The organism is Tardiphaga robiniae, assembly GCF_001618955.1.
GTDB classification, from domain to species: Bacteria; Pseudomonadota; Alphaproteobacteria; order Rhizobiales; family Xanthobacteraceae; genus Tardiphaga; species Tardiphaga robiniae_A.
The window spans coordinates 38,430-56,768 of the sequence record NZ_LVYV01000002.1 but is presented as its reverse complement, the minus strand read 5'-3'; the positions used below and the strand labels follow the sequence as shown (position 1 = coordinate 56,768).

The window sequence follows — 18,339 nt, the reverse complement described above, 5'->3', positions numbered from 1 at the left end:
GCGCAACGACGCCGGACCTGATCGCACATCAGGTCCGGCGCACATCGCACGCTGACCGACGCAGAACTCTCACACAGAGCTTTTCATGACCACTCAGCACACGCGCGCCGCAGGCCCGTCTCACAAATCCGTCGAAGCCGGCGTCACCACTGTCATCGGCCTGTTCGGCGCCATCGTCGTCTATGGCAGCATCAAGGCCGGTATCAATTGGGGCGCGGAGGGTCCGAAAGCCGGGTTCTTCCCGTTCTATATCGGGCTGTTCATCATCATCTCCAGTCTGATCAATCTCTGGAATACACTGCGCGAGGACAACGGCAGCCTGTTCGCCGAATGGGGCCAGTTGCGCCAGGTCTTCAGCGTCGTCATTCCCACCGGCATCTATGTCGGCGTCCTGCCGTTTATCGGCCTCTACGTATCGTCGCTGATCTTCATCGCATGGTTCATGCGCTGGCTCGGAAAATATAATTGGCCCATCGTCGCGGCCATCTCTCTCGGCATGCCCGTCGTAACCTACCTGATCTTCGAACGCTGGTTCCTCGTGCCGCTCCCCAAAGGGCCGCTCGAGGATCTGCTTGGTCTCTAATTTCCGCGATCTCTAATTCCGTTGCGTCTGCCGGTCTCTTTCTGAGGACTACTCGACATGGAAGAAATTGCTAATCTGTTCCAGGGCTTCGCCGTCGCGTTGCAGCCTTTCAACATCGCAGTGATGGTCCTGGGCATCGTGCTCGGCGTCATCATCGGCGTGCTGCCCGGCCTTGGTGGCGCCAACGGTGTCGCGATCTTGCTGCCCCTCACCTTCAGCATGCCGCCGACATCGGCCATCATCATGCTGTCCTGCATCTATTGGGGCGCATTGTTCGGGGGCGCGATCACCTCGATTCTGTTCAACATCCCCGGAGAGCCATGGTCGGTGGCCACGACATTCGACGGCTATCCGATGGCGCAGCAGGGCAAGGCTGCCGAAGCACTCACCGCCGCCTTCACCTCCTCTTTTGTTGGCGCACTGTTCGCCGTCGTCATGATCACCCTGGTCGCGCCGCTGGTCGCAGGCTTCGCCTTACGATTCGGGCCCGCGGAGAAATTCGCTGTCTATTTCCTGGCATTCTGCAGTTTCGTCGGGCTGAGTAAGGAGCCACCTTTCAAGACCATTGCGGCGATGATGATCGGTTTTGCCCTCGCCGCAGTCGGCCTCGATTCCATCACGGGACAACTACGACTCACGTTCGGCTCGACCGAACTCCTCAATGGCTTCGACTTCCTGATCGCCGTCATCGGCCTGTTCGGCCTCGGCGAAATCTTCCTCACCATGGAAGAAGGCCTGCGCTTCCAGGGCGGCAAGGCGAAGATCGATCTGCGCGTCGTGCTCCGCACCTGGATGAGTCTGCCGCAATACTGGATGACGTCACTGCGCTCCTGCGTCATCGGCTGCTGGATGGGTGTTACGCCCGCAGGCGCGACACCCGCGTCCTTTATGAGTTACGGCATCGCCAAACGCGTCTCCAAGAACGGCAATAACTTCGGCAAGGGCGAGATCGAAGGCGTCATCGCTCCGGAAACGGCCGCACACGCCGCCGGCACCGCGGCCCTGCTGCCGATGCTTTCGCTCGGCGTCCCCGGTTCGCCAACTGCCGCCGTGCTTCTTGGTGGTCTGCTGATCTGGGGCCTGCAGCCCGGACCGATGCTGTTCGTCGAGCAGAAGGAATTCGTCTGGGGCCTGATTGCCTCGATGTATCTCGGCAATCTCGTCGGTCTGATCATCGTGCTGACCTGCGTGCCGGTGTTCGCCGCGATCCTGCGGGTGCCGTTCAGCATCATCGCACCGCTGATCCTGGTGCTCTGTGCGATCGGCGCCTACTCCGTGCACAACTCCACCTTCGACGTGGTGATGATGCTGGTGTTTGGCATCATCGGTTATGCGCTGAAGAAGTGTAATTATCCCCTCGCCCCGCTGGTGCTCGCTATCGTGCTCGGCGACAAGGCCGAGGAAGCCTTCCGTCAGTCGCTGCTGGGGTCGCAGGGATCGCTCGGGATCTTCTTCTCGAACACGCTGGTCAGCAGCATCATGATCCTCGGCCTGATCGCGCTGTTCTGGTCGGTGATCCAGAACGGCTTCACCCGGCTGCGTACTCGCACTGCAGCAGCGTAAGTAACGATACAAATAACTGTTCAAACCCAAAAGCCGGCGGTCTGGACCGCCGGCTTTGTGCTGTCTTGTAGTATCGCAGTACAGCATTCAGTCATGCGAAACTTGCAGCGACAAATTGGCAAGATTTCGCTTGTTAGTTGGCATATCATATACCAAACTATCCTTCGCAGCTGTCGAGCTCTCAATAGAACAGCGCTTTAGGAGGAACTATGACTGATGCAGTTCACGGGGCGGCGCCAGCTGCCGTACGTGTCAGCGATACCTACCGCTGGACACAACTCGCCATCGGCGTTGGCGCGATGGTCATGATCGCCAACTATCAATACGGCTGGACCTTCTTCGTCCCCGACATCCAGAAGAAGTTTGGCTGGGATCGTGCGTCGATCCAGTGGGCCTTCACCCTCTTCGTTCTGTTCGAGACCTGGCTGGTGCCGATCGAAGGATGGTTCGTCGATAAATACGGCCCGAAGCTCGTCGTCCTTATCGGCGGCATCCTCTGCGGCATCGGCTGGGCGATCAATGCACAGGCGGAAACGCTCAACGGCTTCTATCTCGGCATGATCGTTGCGGGCATCGGCGCTGGCGGCGTCTACGGTACCTGCGTCGGCAATGCCCTGAAGTGGTTTCCTGACAAGCGCGGCCTCGCGGCTGGCATCACCGCTGCAGGCTTTGGTGCAGGCTCCGCCCTCACGGTCGCGCCGATCCAGGCCATGATCCAGGATTCCGGCTTCCAGACCGCATTTCTGTATTTCGGTCTCGGGCAAGGCATCATCATCGTGATCCTCTCCTTCTTCCTGTTCGCGCCAAAGGCTGGACAGGTACCGGCGGTCACGCAGAACGCCAACGTGATCCAGACCCGCCGCAACTACGCGCCGACAGAAGTCATCCGCCATCCGATCTTCTGGCTGATGTACTTCATGTTCGTGATCGTCGGTGCCGGCGGCCTGATGGTGACGGCCAACCTGAAGCCGATTGCGGCCGACTGGAAGATCGACAACGTCCCCGTCACGCTAATGGCCATGACGATGACGGCGGTCACCTTCGCAGCCACCATCGACCGCGTACTCAACGGACTGACACGTCCGTTCTTCGGCTGGATTTCCGATATGATCGGCCGCGAGAACACGATGTTCATCGCCTTCGGCATGGAAGGCGTCGGCATCTGGGCGCTGTATATGTGGGGTCACGATCCGCTGTGGTTCGTGCTGTTGTCGGGCTTTGTGTTCTTCGCCTGGGGTGAGATCTACTCGCTCTTCCCATCGACCTGCACCGACACCTTCGGCTCCAAGTTCGCAACGACCAATGCCGGCCTGCTCTATACGGCAAAGGGTACGGCAGCACTTCTGGTGCCGGTCGCGAACTACATGCAGCAGTCATCGGGCACGTGGGACAGCGTGTTTCTGATTGCAGCCGGCGCCAATATCCTGGCTTCACTGCTCGCCATTGCGGTGCTGAAGCCTTGGCGTAAGGTCGTCGTCAGCAAGGCGCTTGCGACCTAAAACGCAAAAAGCCTCAAGAAAACAACGCGCTCAGCCCCGGCTGAGCGCGTTTTGCATGGGCGATGCGCTGCTCGCCAAGGCGTGATCGCCTTCACGCAACAATCGGCCAAGACCACCTTGCATCTTGGAATATAATATACCAGTCTCCGACCAAGCGACGCCTGCGGCAATACGCCACAACCTTAGCGACACCACGCCGCAAGGGAAAAAGCGCGCATCGGAGGAAACACGATGGCTCAGCCAGACTTCACCACCGCGTCTAACCCACCCGGCAGCTTCCGCTGGATTCAACTCGTGATGGGCATCGTCTGCATGGCGATGATCGCCAATCTGCAATACGGATGGACGCTGTTCGTCGATCCGATCGACGCCAAGTATCACTGGGGTCGCGCCGCGATCCAGCTTGCCTTCACCCTGTTCGTCGTCGTCGAGACCTGGCTGGTACCGGTCGAAGCGTGGTTCGTCGACAAATACGGTCCCCGTGCCGTCATCATGTTCGGCGGAGCCATGATCAGCCTCGCCTGGGTGCTGAACTCCTATGCAGACTCGCTGGTCATGCTCTACGCCGGCGCCGTCGTCGGTGGCATCGGCGCCGGTTCGGTCTACGGCACCTGCGTCGGCAACGCGCTGAAGTGGTTTCCCGATCGCCGCGGCCTCGCTGCGGGCGCCACGGCGGCAGGCTTCGGCGCTGGCGCTGCGATCACCGTCGTGCCGATCGCGCATATGATTGCCGAGAGCGGCTATCAACATGCCTTCTTTACCTTCGGCATCGGCCAGGGCGTGATCGTTTTCATGCTCGCCTTCTTCATGCGTCCGCCTGGGCAAGCCGTGCCGGTGACGAAGAAACAACTCAATCTGCCGCAGACAAAGACGGATTTCACCCCGCCGCAAGTGCTGCGCAGCCCGATCTTCTGGGTCATGTATCTGGTCTTCGTGATGGTCGCCGCCGGTGGTTTGATGACTGCAGCGCAGATCGCGCCGATCGCGCACGACTACAATATTGCGAATTCTCCGGTGACATTGGCCGGCTTCCAGATGGCAGCACTGACCTTCGCCATCTCGCTCGATCGCATCTTTGACGGGTTCGGCCGCCCGCTCTTCGGTTGGTTGTCGGATCAGATCGGTCGCGAACACACCATGTTCATCGCCTTCGGCACCGCCGCGCTGATGCTGCTGACGCTGTCGGCCTATGGCCACAACCCACTCGTCTTCGTACTGGCGACGGCCGTCTATTTCGGCGTGTTCGGTGAGATCTACAGTCTGTTCCCGGCAACGTCAGGCGATACGTTCGGCGCCAAATACGCCGCGACGAATAACGGCATGCTCTACACCGCGAAGGGCACGGCGGCATTGTTGGTACCACTCGCAAGCCTGATCGCAGCGAGCTATGGATGGCAGGCCGTGTTTGTGATCGCCGTTGCGCTCAATGCCACGGCTGCGTTGCTCGCTCTGTTCGTTATCAAGCCGATGCGACGTGCATTCATTCTGGGGAGCGAGCCTGCCGTACCGGAAGCCGCGGCGCACAGCGCCAAGACCGCCTGATCAATCGAAGCTCGTTCAAGATTTCAGGGGCGCACGCGAGTGCGCCTCTTTTTCATGCCCAACTGGCATACCAGAGCTCCGACTGGATATCGCCAGTCCGCTAGAAGCACATCGGAAAATGCACGCCATGCAGCAAACAAACGTCAGAAACACTGACTTTCTTTCTTGATCCCACCCCTCGATATCCTGGTTTCTGCGTTGACAACTGGCATACCGTATACCAAACTTGCGCCGATAAGATCGATCCTCAGCCGATCAGCCAAGGGAGGTTATTGCCATGCAAGTCGGAGATATCCTGCGTAGGAAGAGCACCCGTATCGCCACTGTCCGCATGAACGAGACTGTCGCCATCGCGGCGCAGTTGCTCCGGACAGGCAATATCAGTGCACTGGTCGTGAAGGACGTGTGCCGCACCGAGGGCAACACCGCGGTCGGCATGTTCTCCGAACGCGACGTGGTTCGCGCGATCGCCGAACACGGCGCCGCTGGCGTCAATCGCAAGGTCTCGGATATGATCTCGGTCCAGGAATTGATTTCCTGCCACTCGACTGACACGCTCGAACATGTCCGCCACCTGATGAACAAGCATCACATTCGGCACGTCCCGGTCATCGACGATCACACGCTGATCGGCGTGATCAGCATCCGCGACATCAGCAGGGTGCTCGACCATGAGGATGCACCGCAAGCGCATGCAGCGGTCGCCTGAGGCCTAGCCTCAAGCTCACTTCGCGTTTCATACCGGCATCGACACGGACCGCCAGCGGTCCGTGATGCCAGTTCTTTTGCCTTGTCCGCGCTCGTTGCCTCGGTGACATCTCATGAAGATCTGCATCTACGGCGCCGGCGCCATCGGCGGCTATCTCGGCGTTCAGCTCGCACGGGCTGGCGCCGATGTCAGCCTTGTCGCACGCGGCGCGCATCTTGCGGCGATGCGCGCGCATGGACTGAAGCTGCTGATAGCAGGAGAAGAACGCATCGTGCATATCCCCTGCACCGACGATCCAGCAGAACTCGGCGAGCAGGATTATGTCATCATTTGCCTGAAGGCCCATTCGATCACCGGCGTGATCGAACAGATGCAGCCGCTGCTCGGACCAAGAACACGCATTGTCACCGCGGTGAACGGCATTCCCTATTGGTACTTCCACAGGCACGGCAATCAGTTCGAAGGCACGGCGCTGGAAAGCGTCGATCCCGGCGGACGGCAGTGGGAAGAAATCGGCGCCGCACGCGCCATCGGCTGCATCGTCTATCCCGCCACCGAGATCGAAGCGCCCGGCGTGATCCGGCATGTCTATGGCGACAAGTTTCCGCTCGGCGAGCCATCGGGCGAACGCACCGCCGATGTCGAACGGCTGGCCGCGATGTTCGAAAAGGCCGGATTGAAGGCGCCGGTGCTCGATCGCATTCGCGACGAGATCTGGCTGAAATTGTGGGGCAATGTCTGCTTCAATCCGATCAGCGCCCTCACCCATGCGACACTGGATGTGATCTGTACCGATCCGGCGACGCGCGCACTATCGAAGACGATGATGCTGGAAGCCCAGTCGATCGCCGAGAGTTTCGGTATCGGCTTTCGCGTCGATGCCGAGCGCCGTATCGAAGGCGCGCGCAAGGTCGGCGCGCACAAGACATCGATGCTGCAGGACCTGGAACGCGGCCGGCCGATGGAGATCGATCCACTGGTCACCGTGGTGCAGGAGATGGGGCGCCTCACCGGCATCCCGACGCCGGCCATCGATTCCGTTCTGGCACTGGTTGCCCAGCGCGCCAAGGTTGCCGGCCTCTACTAGTGCAGGACGCAACAAGATGACGAACTGGGTTCGCTTCCGGCATCATGACCACATGTGCTTCGGCACGCTCGCGGACGATGGCGAGATTGCCGTTCACAACGGCGACATGTTCGGCGGGGCCAAGCCGACCGGCCAGTATCTCAAGCTTTCCGATGTCACGCTGCTGGCGCCCTGCGCACCGTCGAAGATGATCGCGCTCTGGAACAACTTTCACGCCCTCGCCGCCAAGCTGAATGTTCCCGAGCCGAAGGAGCCGCTCTATCTCCTGAAATCTCCATCCAGCATCACGGCGCCCGGCGCGGTTGTGCGCAAGCCGGTCAGCTACGAGGGCAAGACCACCTATGAAGGCGAACTCGGTATCGTCATCGGCAAGACCTGCAGCAATATCTCACCGGATCAGGCCGACGCTGTCATCTTCGGTTATACCTGCGTCAACGATATCACCGCGTCCGATGTCCTCAATCGCGATTCGACCTTCCCGCAATGGGCGCGAGCCAAGAGTTTCGACGGTTTCGGCCCATTCGGTCCCGTCATCACGACCGGCATCGATCCGGCGACGCTCCATATCCGCACCATCCTCAATGGTGAAGAGCGGCAGAACTATCCGATCTCGGACATGATCTTCAGCGCGCAGCGGCTCGTGTCGGCGATCTCGCATGACATGACCCTGGTCCCCGGCGATCTCATCTGCTGCGGCACCTCTGTCGGCGTCGGCGTGATGAAGGAGCCGGTCAACACGGTGACCATCGCCATCGACGGCATCGGCGAGCTGCATAACGAATTCCACCAATAGGAATTAGACGCCCGCCCCACCAAATCCGCATGGCGTACCTCCGGCTGTCCGATGGACATTCCGCCGGGGCGACGGCATCCTCCGCCCCCGAAAGATCAACAAGCCACATCGGGCCCACCCGATGCGCCTGCGAGGGAACAGAGGACCAATCATGATCAAGACGCGCTTCACCGAGCTCGTGGGTGTGGAACACCCGATCGTCCAGGGCGGCATGCAATGGGTCGGCCGCGCCGAGCTCGTCGCCGCAGTGGCCAATGCCGGTGCACTCGGCCTGATCACCGCGCTGACCCAGCCGACGCCGGAAGACCTCACCAAGGAAATCGCGCGCTGCCGCGACATGACCGACAAGCCGTTCGGCGTAAATCTCACGATCCTGCCGACCATCAAGCCGCCGCCCTATGCGGAATATCGCCAGGCCATTATCGAGGCCGGGATCAAGGTGGTGGAGACCGCCGGCAACAAGCCGCAGGAACACGTCACCGAATTCAAGAAGCACGGTATCAAGGTCATCCATAAATGCACCAGCGTGCGCCACGGCCTCTCCGCCGAGCGCATGGGTGTCGATGCGATCTCGATCGACGGCTTCGAATGTGCCGGACATCCAGGTGAGGACGACACCCCCGGCCTGATCCTGATCCCAGCTGCGGCCGACAAGATCAAGATCCCGATGATCGCCTCGGGCGGCTTCGGCGATGGCCGCGGCCTTGTCGCCGCGCTGGCGCTCGGTGCCGAAGGCATCAATATGGGCACGCGCTTCATGTGCACCAAGGAGAGCCCGATCCATCAGCTGGTGAAGGAGCGCATCGTCGCCAACGACGAGCGCGAGACCGACCTGATCTTCCGCACCATGCGCAACACCTCGCGCGTTGCCAAGAATGCGGTCAGCCGGCAGGTCGTCGCCATGGAGAAGGAAGGCGCCACTTTCGAGCAGATCAGGGAACTCGTCGCCGGTGCGCGCGGCAAGCTGGTCTATTCGCACGGCGATGCCGAAGACGGCATCTGGTCGGCGGGCCAGGTCCAGGGCCTGATCCACGACATCCCGAGCTGCCAGGAACTCGTGTCGCGCATCATGCATGATGCCGAGACGATTATCCGTGCACGCTTCGAAGCCATGCTTGGTGGCGGCCAGCGCCAGGCCGCTGAATAGACGGAACGGAAAGCAGAACCATGAAAGCTTATGTTTACGGCGCCAATGGCGCTGCGATCGGTGATGTCCCGAAGCCCTCACCCACCGGCACGCAGGTGCTGGTCAAGGTGAAGGCCTGCGGCCTCAACCGCGCCGACCTCGGCATGACCAAGGGCCATGTCCACGGCGTTGCCGGCGGCGTCGGTACGGTGCTGGGAATGGAATGGGCCGGTGAGATCGCCGAACTCGGCCCGCAGGCCAGGGGCGTCAAGGTCGGGGATCGCGTGATGGGTTCCGGCGGTGCGGCCTTTGCCGAATTCGCCGTCACCGATCACGGCCGGCTGTTTCACATGCCAGCCAGCATGAGTTTCGAGGATGCCTGCACCCTGCCCGTCGCCATCACCACGATGCACAATGCGCTGGTGACGAATGGCGGACTGCAATCCGGCCAATCGGTCCTGATCCAGGGCGCCAGCTCCGGCGTCGGCCTGATGGCGCTGCAGATCGCCAGGCTCAAGGGCGCCAAGACGGTGATCGGTTCATCCACCGACGCCGCACGTCGCGCCCGGCTGAAGGACTTCGGCGCCGACCTCGCCATCGATTCGAAAGATGCCGGCTGGGTCGATCAGGTGCTCAAGGCCACGGGTGGCGATGGTGTTGATCTGATCATCGATCAGATCTCCGGCCCCGTCGCCAATCAGAACCTGAAAGCGACGAAGGTGATGGGCCGCATCGTCAATGTCGGCCGCCTCGGCGGCACGCATGGCGATTTCAATTTCGATCTCCATGCCGCACGCCGCATCAACTATATCGGCGTGACGTTCCGCACGAGGTCACTGCAGGAGATTCGCGACATCTTCAGCGCGGTGCGCGCGGACATCTGGCCGGCCGTCGAAGCGGGCCAACTGAAACTGCCCATCGACAAGGTCTACGCATTCGACGACATCGGAACGGCGTTCGACCACATGGAAGCCAACAAGCATCTCGGCAAGATCGTGGTGACGTTGTAACGCGCGCTCCGCGAGTCTTCGATTTCAACGCCGCGCATGATTCTCATGCGCGGCGTTCCTGTTTCGGACTCATGCAAGTACCGAACAGTGATGAAATTCTCCGGTGGATACGATTTATTTCACGTTAACGTTTCGTTGACTCTCGACAGCCATGGCAAAGTGGATTCTTATTGGTCTTGCGATTCGAAGTGGCGGGGCAGTTGTTTCGAGCGACGCGGGCGAGATTCTTCCGAGGGGGCTAAGTATGTCGCGTGCGCATGCGGACAACGCATGCGTCCAATCCGATTCGATCAAAGGATTGGCGCAGTCTATCGCGAAACCGGCCTATCACAGGCTGCTGATCGCAGAGCCGGCACTTCGCCGAGCCGTCCCTACACTCATCATCGCTTTTCTCATCACGATCTTCTTCGGCGCCTTCGTACAGGTGGTCGATCAGAGCCGACAGAAGCAGGCATCGATGAAGCGCGATCTCGCAGCGCTCGCCGATCTGCTCGCCGAGCGTCTCGAACGCAACGGCACCATCCGTCAGGATCGTTCTGCTGCCGTCGAGCGCCTGCAGAGCCTGCTGCCCAGTCTGATTCCATCCTGGGGGATCGCCGGGGGACGCCACGTCATCGTGCTGGGCGCCGATCAAAGCATTCTCGCGCGCGTGCCAATCGACCTGCCGCCTGGCGACGCCAATCGCATCCTCGACGTCCTCAGCGCGACGCAGGCCATGGCTGCGCAGGGTCCACGCACTGACGTTGTCGATGTGAAGCTGCCCGACAACAGCCATGCATTGGCCACCCGTCGCATCGTCAAGGCGCTGCCGGGCCAGGTGGTCGTCATTCAGGAGAACAACGAGCCGATCTGGCGCTCGGACTCCGCGCTGTCGATCACGCTCTCGGCCACCACCGGCTTCGTGGTGCTGATCCTCGGCTTCGCCTTCCACTGGCAATCGACCCGCGCCCGCGAAGGCGACGCGATCAACGACGCCGTACGCGGCCGCATCGACACCGCCCTCAATCGCGGCCGCTGCGGATTGTGGGACTGGGATCTGTCGCGCGGTCGCATCTTCTGGTCGCAGTCGATGTTCACCATGCTGGGCCTCGACAGCCGCAGCGACCTGCTGACCTTCGGCGAAGTCAACGCGCTGGTACAATCCGACGACATCAACCTGTTCGAGATCGCCGATCAGCTGATTTCGTTCAAGATCGATCACATCGACCAGACCTTCCGCATGCAGCACAGCAACGGCCACTGGATCTGGCTGCAATTGCGCTGCGAGCTCGCGCAAGGCCAGAACGATGGCAGCCAGCACCTGATCGGCATCGCCATCGACGTCACCGAACAGAAGAGCCTCGCCGAGAAGACCGTCGAGGCCGACGTCCGGCTGCGCGACGCGATCGAGACCATTCCCGAAGCCTTCGTGCTGTGGGACGCGGAAGATCGCCTGGTGCTCTGCAACTCGCATTTCCAGCGCCTGCACAAGCTGCCGGACTCGGCGGTGTCGCCCGGGACGTCCTACGAGACCGTGCTCGAAGTCGGCAGCATGCCCGAGGTCCGCTCGCGTCTCGCGGAATCCGGCGCTGCGGCCCCTGGCGCCCGTACCTTCGAAGCGCAGATCGAGGACGGCAGCTGGCTGCATATCAGCGAGCGCCGTACCAAGGACGGCGGCTACGTCTCCGTCGGCACCGACATCACCCGCATCAAGGAGCACGAGCACAAGCTGGTCGACAACGATCTGCGCCTTCGCGCCAGCGTCATCGATCTCAAGCACTCCCAGGCTGCGCTGGAGAAACAGGCGCTCGAACTTGCGGACCTCGCTCAGAAATATTCCGACGAGAAGAACCGCGCCGAGGAAGCCAACCAGACCAAGTCGAAATTCCTGGCCAATATGAGCCACGAACTGCGCACTCCGCTGAATGCCATTATCGGCTTCTCGGAAATCATGGGCAGCGGCATGTTCGGCAATCTCGGCTCCGACAAATATGCCGAATACTGCCACGACATTCTCACCAGCGGTCACTACCTGCTCGAAGTCATCAATGACATTCTCGATATGTCGAAGATCGAGGCAGGTCGTATGCAGCTGGACCTTGAGCCGCTCGATCTCGGACAGACGCTGTCCGAAGCGCTGCGTGTCGTCTCCGGCCGTGCCGACGACAAGAATCTGACACTCAGCGCCGACATCGCGGCTGATGCACCGGTGGTGGCCGACCGCCGCGCCATCAAGCAGATCCTGGTCAATCTGCTCTCGAATGCAGTGAAGTTCACACCCGATGGCGGCCGTGTCACCGTGCGCAGCCGCGTGCTGCGCGACTCCGTCGCACTGATGATCGCCGATAGTGGCATCGGCATCGCCCCGCAGTCGCTGAAGCGTCTGGGACGCCCGTTCGAGCAGGTCGAGAGCCAGCTCGCCAAGACCTATCACGGCTCTGGCCTCGGCCTCGCTATCGCCAAATCGCTGACCAGCCTGCACGGCGGATCGATGAAGCTGCGCTCCAAGCTCGGCACCGGCACCGTGGTCTGCGTCACCATCCCGCTCCGCGGCAGACACAGGCCAGCGGAAATCTCCGAGGCCGCCTAGGCGTCAATTGCTTCCCGCCTAACCGGGCCGAGCCAATGCCCATGGCATGATACCCAAGCGTCAAATGGCCGCTTGGGAGGACCTCGTCCATACCTATACTAAAGGTTGCAGGTCGCTATATTGGCGTGTCGACACGGCGCGTCTGGACTGAGACGCGATTCTTCGTGTGTGACACGTCAATTCAAAGCCACCATCTGCGAAGTATCTGCCAACAAGACTGCAGCGGTTGCCGATTGAAGGGAGTTCCTGAACTCACAATACACACTGCTCTTCAGCACGTGGATGAGCCGTCCAGACAAGAGCGACACGGAGATTGTCGCCTGTTCAATAAACAAAAGCATTCCAGTGGAGGAAACGACGATGAAACTGAGCCATCTCGCCGCGGCGGCATTCTGTCTGACAGTGCCGGGCATGGCAGTCGCGCAAGACTATCCCGCGAAATCCGTGACGGTGATCGTGCCTTTCACGGCCGGCGGAGCAAGCGATACGACAGCGCGCATGACGACACAGAAGATGCAGGAAAGCTTCGGGCAGTCCTTCATCATCGAGAACAAACCCGGCGCCAACGGCTCCATCGGCGCGACACAACTCGCTCGCTCAAAGCCGGATGGCTACACACTGATGGTGGGCTCGATCGGGGTCATCGCGATCAATCCGGTGCTTTACAAGGACCCAGGCTATCACCCGCTCCAGAATTTCGATCTGCTCAGTGTCGCTGTGCGCAATCCCAACGTGCTGATCACGCGCCCCGATTTCCCGGCCAATACCGTCCAGGAACTCATCGACTATCTCAAGAAGAATCCGGACAAGGTCACGTTCGCCTCATCGGGCGTGGGCTCGTCCGACCATCTGACGGCGGTGTTGTTTTGGCAGAAAACGGGGACCACCGGTATCCATACGCCCTACAAGGGCGGCTCGCAGGCCCATACGGACCTGATGGGCGGACATGTCGACGTCTCCTTCCAGAATCTCGGCGCAGTCGCCAACTACATCCGAGGCGGCAAGATGAAAATTCTGGCCGTTACCAGTGACACGCGCTCCGATTCATTCCCGCAAACGCCAACGATGAAGGAAGTCGGCGTCGACGATCTCAATATCTATTCCTGGCAGGCCTTCGTCGCGCCCAAGGGCCTTCCGGCCGATGTGAAGACCAAGCTCGAGACATCGATCACCACCGCCCTCACCTCGCCCGATCTCAAGAAGCGGCTGACCGATAGCGGCTTCGAGGTCGTCGCCAATACGAGTGCGGAATTTCAGAGCTTCCTGGAAAAAGAACTCACCCGCTGGAAGACGGTCGTCGAGATCGGCAAGGTCAAGCCGGAGCAGTGATAGCGCCGCGTTTGTCTCGACCGGACGGTCGATGCAACTGATCTCCTGGAAATTGCGGCTCGCCGAGCTTGAATTTCCAGGAGGAGGCTAACTTACGCCTTCCACGACCAGGCGGAACACCTGGCGCACGTCAGCCTGCGTCTCGTGGACGCGTGCTTGCAGCGAAGAGAAGTCCGGCTCGTTGCTCACCCGTGCGAGCATGCGCAACAGATCCGTCCCTGCGGTCTCAGGCTTGAACTTGTCGCTCACGCATAGCCGCAGCACCTGCGTGAGGTCGTGATAGAGCCGCACTGCCGGACGCAGCACATCGACAGCAGACGGCGACAGAATGCCCAGTCGCGCCGCATTCTCCAGCACCTGTTGTGTGCTGATGCTGAGGATCTCGGGCTTCTCTGCGGCATGTACCAGCTGCAGATATTGCGCGATGAATTCGATATCGACCATGCCACCCGCGGCATGTTTCAGATCCCAAATATCGTCTTCGCCCTTTTCCTCGGCGATGGCCTGACGCATCTCGGCAACGTCGTTTGCAATGATCGTGGTTTCACGCGGACGCGTCAGCACCTCGCGGATGACCAATTCGATCTTCTCGCGGAACGCAGGCGTCGCCGAAATCACCCGCGCGCGCGTCAGCGCCATGTGCTCCCAGGTCCAGGCCTCGGTCTCCTGATATTCAGCGAAGGAGTCGATGCGCGACGCCAACGGACCAGCCCGGCCCGACGGGCGAAGCCGCATATCGACCTCGTAAAGCACGCCATAGTTGGTGCGCGTGGTGAAGGCGCTGATCAGGCGCTGCGTCAGCCGCGCAAAATATTGCGCGCCGTGCAGCGGGCGTGGTCCATCGGAATCCGGCGCGTCATGATCGAAGTCGTAAATCAGGATCAGATCAAGATCGGACGCGGCGGTCATCTCGCGGCTGCCGAGCTTGCCCATCGCCACGATCGCGGTCTGCTGATCCTTGATGCGGCCGTGCTGGGCAACGAACTGGTCGAGCACCAACCCGTGCAGTGTATGCGCAATGCCTTCGGCCACGTCGGCGAACGCGATGCCCGCCTGCTGCGCCGACACCGTGCCCGAGAGAATGCGCGTGCCGATCAGGAACAGGCTCTCCTGCCCGAACAGCCTGAGACGATCGAGAAATTCTTCATAGGAATTGGCGTCTTCGAGGGTCGCCGCAAGACGCATCGAGAGTTCGCGCTGGTCCGGCATGGCGCCGAAGAAACGCGGATCGATGAGGCCGTCCATGATCTGCGGCTGCCGCGCCAGCATGTCGCCGAGACGCGGCGCCGCGCCGAGCACCAGCGCCACCAGAGCGACGAGATCGCGATGCTGGCTGAGGAGCGAGATCAGCCGACCGCCGCGCTGCAACGCCTGCAGAAACCGGTCGAAGGCGACTACTGCGAGATCGGGCTCTTCGGCGTCAGCCAGCCCGACGATCAGCGCTGGCACGAATTCCATGAATGCCTGACGCGTGCCCTCATATTTGAGCGCGCGATAGTCATCCGTCATCCAGTGCTGCACCGTCTCCGCCACCATGACCGGCTTGCGGAAACCGAGCTTGGTGAAATGTTCGAGAAGCCGCTGGTCCACTGCGCCTGCTTTGTAGTCGACTGCCGGAAGATGCGCGTCGTCGATCGGATCGCCTTCAAACAGGCGGCCATAATGCCCCTGCACGCAATTGAGATGCACCAGAAGATCGCTAGCAAAGGCTTCGCGGCTGTCATAGCCGAAGAAGCGCGCAAAGCGCTCCATGGCGCCAACGTCATCGGGTAGCGAATGGGTCTGCTCGTCGGCAATCATCTGCAGCCGGTGCTCGACGCGGCGCAGGAAGTTATAGGCGAGCGTCAGTTCATCGCGCGCTTCATAAGTGATCCAGTTGCTGGCAGCGAGAATGTTCAGCGCCTCCAGCGTCGGCCGCACGCGCAATTCCGGATGGCGCCCGCCGGCAATCAACTGCTGGGTCTGCGCGAAGAATTCGATCTCACGGATGCCCCCACGCCCGACCTTGACATTGTGGCCCTCGACGGAGATTTCATTCTGCCCGCGAAACGTCTGCATCTGCCGTTTCATGCCATGGACGTCGGCAAGTGCTGCAAAATCCAGATGCTTGCGCCAGACGAAAGGCGCGATCTCGGCCAGCAGTGCTTCACCGGCCTTGAAGTCACCGGCGCAAGGCGACGCCTTGATCATCGCCGCGCGCTCCCATGTGCGGCCTTCGCGCTCATAATAATGCAGCGCCGACGCCGTCGAGACGGCTACCGGCGTCGAGGCCGGATCGGGTCGCAGTCGCAGATCGACGCGGAACACATAGCCGTCGCCGGTGCGCTGCTGCAGCAGCCGCGACACGCCCTGCGCGATGCGAACGAAGAATGAATTCGGCTCGATATCCTCGGCCAGCGTATGTGCCTCGATATCGAAGAACACGATCAGGTCGATGTCGCTGGAATAGTTCAGCTCGCCGGCACCCATCTTGCCCATGGCCAGCACGATCAGGCCACTGCCCTGCTCCGGATGATCGGGATCCGGCGGCAGGATGCGCTTGCGTGCCGCGTCCTGGCGCAGCAGATAACGCACCGTCGTCTGAACGGAGGATACAGCAAGATCGGTTAGCGCCCGCGTGACGCGCATCACCGGCCAGACGCCGCCGATATCGCACAGCGCAATCAACAAGGCCGCTTCGGATTTCATGCGTCGCAGCAGATGCATGACATCGGGATCGCCGCCAGCGGCAGCGACATTCGCCGAGGTCTCAGCGATCAGAGTGGCGAGATGCTGTTGAGGATCGCAACGCAGCAGCCGCAACGCACGTGCGGCATCGGCACGGATCAGGTCGAACAGATAGGGCGACGCCTCGGCAATGCCGAGCAGGATCGCCCTGACATGCGGAAATTGGTCGGTGATCGCACGAAACGCGCCAGCATCGTCCGGCGCGAGATCGGCAAGCCATTCGCCGAAGCGCTGCTCGGCATCGGCGGGGGCGAACAGCTGCGGTCCGCTGACGAATTGCGCGGCCAGCGGAAGCTGGCCCTCGCCTGTTGCGGCTGAAGTCATGCCGACTTCTGTGGCACATTCCCCGTTTGACCCGCAAGGCCTTCGGCAGCCGCTACCGGTAGCGCCAGCGTGACCCGCAACCCCGGATGATTGTCGCCTAGCTGCAATTCACCGCCATGCAGTGTGGCCACGGCAGATGCGAGACTGAGACCAAGACCGGAACCGGGCAATGTGCGGCTCGCTTCCAGCCGCACGAAGCGCTCTACCGCATGTTTCCGGTCGGCTTCCGGGATGCCTGGACCATGATCGGACACGCTGAGCAGCACCTGATCGCCCTCGCGCCGCGCCTCGATGACGATGTCCCTGGCGGTCGCAGCTTCGACGCCATCAGTGTTCCCGTCCACGCCCTCGGGCTTGCCATATTTGATGGCGTTTTCGACGAGATTGGCGAGCGCCTGGCTGATCAGTTCGCGGTTGCCGCGCAGCGGCGCAGCCGCGGTCTTGACGGTCAGTATGAGGTCGCTGTCTTCAGCGAGCGGTTCGTAGAGCTCGTGGATGCCCTCGGCCACTTCAGCAGCATCGAAATTGTCCATGTTGTCGCGCGCCTGGCCCGATTCAGCGCGTGCGATCATCAGCAGCGCATTGAAGGTCCGGATCAGACCATCGGATTCCTCGATGGTGCGTTCCAGCGCCGCGCGATATTCGGCCTCGTTGCTGGATCGCGCCAGCGCCTCCTCGGCCCGATTGCGCAGCCGCGTGAGCGGCGTCTTGAGATCATGGGCGATATTGTCCGAGACTTCCTTCAGCCCCGTCATCAGCGCCTCGATACGCTCCAGCATGGCATTGAGATTTTCCGCAAGACGGTCGAGTTCGTCGCCACTGCGTCCGACCGGCAGACGGCCGGAGAGATCACCCGCCATGATACGCTGGGTGGTGCCGGTCATCGCGTCGATCCGCCGCAGCACGCGGCTGGCGACGAAGATGCCGCCGCCGAGTCCAAGGACAACGACGATCAACACCGACCACTTCGCGGCATCGCCGACGATGTCGAACAGGCGCCGGCGTTCTTCGAGATCATGGCCGATCAGTAGCCGAAAGCCGCTGCTCAATTGCGTCACCTTCACCAGCGCGCGATGGTTGGACGAGTCGGGATCGTCGAGCCGGCGATAAGCGGTCTCGGACCAGCCCGTGGTCGCCATCACGCCGGGCGCCAGTGAGGACACGTTGCCGGCGATGGATTGACCCGCCGGTGTCGTGATCAGATAGAGGTTGGCGCCAGGACGCAGCGCCCGGTTCTCGATGGCGCCCACGATTCCCCGCAAGCCGCGCCGCCCGAACAGATCGCTCAGCTCGGTCATTTCGTCATTGACCGTGGTCGTGATCTGATCGTTGATCAGCCGGTGTGTATTCCAGGCGAAATAGCCGAGCAGCGATGCTGCAAACAGCGCGAACAGCAGCAGATAGGCCAGCGTCAACCGGAAGGCCGTCGTGCGAAACAGTTTACCGATAGCCGTCACGGGTCACGCTCGCGACGTGCG

13 protein-coding genes are annotated in these 18,339 nt (G+C 61.3%); 11 read left to right on the top strand and 2 right to left on the bottom strand.

Translation table 11 applies throughout. The features are described 5' to 3' along the window. The first annotated feature begins 85 nt into the window (after positions 1 to 85). The 11 genes from A4A58_RS05850 (at position 86) to A4A58_RS05800 (ending at position 13,810) form a co-directional block, all read left to right on the top strand. Positions 86 to 583, top strand: coding sequence for a tripartite tricarboxylate transporter TctB family protein (locus A4A58_RS05850; protein WP_068730530.1), 498 nt, complete (start codon positions 86 to 88; stop codon positions 581 to 583). A 57-nt stretch (positions 584 to 640) separates the two neighbouring features. Beyond that, positions 641 to 2,146, top strand: a complete 1,506-nt coding sequence (locus tag A4A58_RS05845) for a tripartite tricarboxylate transporter permease (RefSeq protein ID WP_068730529.1) — start codon at positions 641 to 643, stop codon at positions 2,144 to 2,146. A gap of 209 nt (positions 2,147 to 2,355) precedes the next feature. Then, positions 2,356 to 3,645 (top strand): oxalate/formate MFS antiporter, encoded by a 1,290-nt coding sequence (gene oxlT, locus A4A58_RS05840; RefSeq protein ID WP_068730528.1) that lies wholly within the window; start codon positions 2,356 to 2,358, stop codon positions 3,643 to 3,645. A gap of 231 nt (positions 3,646 to 3,876) precedes the next feature. Then, complete coding sequence (oxlT, locus tag A4A58_RS05835; protein ID WP_068730527.1) at positions 3,877 to 5,187, top strand: oxalate/formate MFS antiporter; 1,311 nt, start codon at positions 3,877 to 3,879, stop codon at positions 5,185 to 5,187. A gap of 277 nt (positions 5,188 to 5,464) precedes the next feature. Next, positions 5,465 to 5,896 (top strand): CBS domain-containing protein, encoded by a 432-nt coding sequence (locus A4A58_RS05830; protein ID WP_068730526.1) that lies wholly within the window; start codon positions 5,465 to 5,467, stop codon positions 5,894 to 5,896. A 112-nt stretch (positions 5,897 to 6,008) separates the two neighbouring features. Beyond that, positions 6,009 to 6,983, top strand: a complete 975-nt coding sequence (locus tag A4A58_RS05825; RefSeq protein WP_068730525.1) for a 2-dehydropantoate 2-reductase — start codon at positions 6,009 to 6,011, stop codon at positions 6,981 to 6,983. A 16-nt stretch (positions 6,984 to 6,999) separates the two neighbouring features. Continuing rightward, a complete protein-coding gene (locus tag A4A58_RS05820) occupies positions 7,000 to 7,776 on the top strand; it encodes a fumarylacetoacetate hydrolase family protein (protein ID WP_068730524.1) in 777 nt (258 codons plus the stop codon). Between the two features lie 151 nt (positions 7,777 to 7,927). Then, positions 7,928 to 8,923 (top strand): NAD(P)H-dependent flavin oxidoreductase, encoded by a 996-nt coding sequence (locus tag A4A58_RS05815; protein WP_068730523.1) that lies wholly within the window; start codon positions 7,928 to 7,930, stop codon positions 8,921 to 8,923. Positions 8,924 to 8,943: 20 nt separating this feature from the next. Continuing rightward, the gene (locus tag A4A58_RS05810) at positions 8,944 to 9,912 is read left to right on the top strand and encodes a zinc-binding dehydrogenase (RefSeq protein ID WP_068730522.1); all 969 of its coding nucleotides are present in this window, start codon (positions 8,944 to 8,946) and stop codon (positions 9,910 to 9,912) included. Between the two features lie 244 nt (positions 9,913 to 10,156). Further along, positions 10,157 to 12,481 (top strand): PAS domain-containing sensor histidine kinase, encoded by a 2,325-nt coding sequence (locus A4A58_RS05805; RefSeq protein ID WP_068730521.1) that lies wholly within the window; start codon positions 10,157 to 10,159, stop codon positions 12,479 to 12,481. A gap of 360 nt (positions 12,482 to 12,841) precedes the next feature. After that, on the top strand, positions 12,842 to 13,810 hold the full coding sequence (locus A4A58_RS05800) for a Bug family tripartite tricarboxylate transporter substrate binding protein (RefSeq protein WP_081421747.1): 969 nt from the start codon (positions 12,842 to 12,844) through the stop codon (positions 13,808 to 13,810). Between the two features lie 87 nt (positions 13,811 to 13,897). On the opposite strand, the gene A4A58_RS05795 is transcribed toward A4A58_RS05800, so the two are convergent. Both A4A58_RS05795 and A4A58_RS05790 read right to left on the bottom strand, forming a co-directional pair. Beyond that, positions 13,898 to 16,861: a bifunctional [glutamine synthetase] adenylyltransferase/[glutamine synthetase]-adenylyl-L-tyrosine phosphorylase gene (locus A4A58_RS05795; RefSeq protein ID WP_068730520.1), complete on the bottom strand. Its 2,964-nt coding sequence runs from the start codon at positions 16,859 to 16,861 to the stop codon at positions 13,898 to 13,900. Beyond that, on the bottom strand, positions 16,858 to 18,318 hold the full coding sequence (locus A4A58_RS05790) for a HAMP domain-containing sensor histidine kinase (protein ID WP_068730519.1): 1,461 nt from the start codon (positions 18,316 to 18,318) through the stop codon (positions 16,858 to 16,860). Before A4A58_RS05790 ends, A4A58_RS05795 begins: the two co-directional genes overlap by 4 nt. Between the last annotated feature and the right edge of the window lie 21 nt (positions 18,319 to 18,339).

Coding starts and splice junctions, on each gene's coding strand:
- A4A58_RS05805 (WP_068730521.1), top strand. CDS start 10,157: ATGTCGCGTGCGCATGCGGACAACGCATGCGTCCAATCCGATTCGATC.
- A4A58_RS05850 (WP_068730530.1), top strand. CDS start 86: ATGACCACTCAGCACACGCGCGCCGCAGGCCCGTCTCACAAATCCGTC.
- A4A58_RS05830 (WP_068730526.1), top strand. CDS start 5,465: ATGCAAGTCGGAGATATCCTGCGTAGGAAGAGCACCCGTATCGCCACT.
- A4A58_RS05820 (WP_068730524.1), top strand. CDS start 7,000: ATGACGAACTGGGTTCGCTTCCGGCATCATGACCACATGTGCTTCGGC.
- A4A58_RS05845 (WP_068730529.1), top strand. CDS start 641: ATGGAAGAAATTGCTAATCTGTTCCAGGGCTTCGCCGTCGCGTTGCAG.
- oxlT (WP_068730528.1), top strand. CDS start 2,356: ATGACTGATGCAGTTCACGGGGCGGCGCCAGCTGCCGTACGTGTCAGC.
- oxlT (WP_068730527.1), top strand. CDS start 3,877: ATGGCTCAGCCAGACTTCACCACCGCGTCTAACCCACCCGGCAGCTTC.
- A4A58_RS05825 (WP_068730525.1), top strand. CDS start 6,009: ATGAAGATCTGCATCTACGGCGCCGGCGCCATCGGCGGCTATCTCGGC.
- A4A58_RS05815 (WP_068730523.1), top strand. CDS start 7,928: ATGATCAAGACGCGCTTCACCGAGCTCGTGGGTGTGGAACACCCGATC.
- A4A58_RS05810 (WP_068730522.1), top strand. CDS start 8,944: ATGAAAGCTTATGTTTACGGCGCCAATGGCGCTGCGATCGGTGATGTC.
- A4A58_RS05800 (WP_081421747.1), top strand. CDS start 12,842: ATGAAACTGAGCCATCTCGCCGCGGCGGCATTCTGTCTGACAGTGCCG.
- A4A58_RS05795 (WP_068730520.1), bottom strand. CDS start 16,861: ATGACTTCAGCCGCAACAGGCGAGGGCCAGCTTCCGCTGGCCGCGCAA.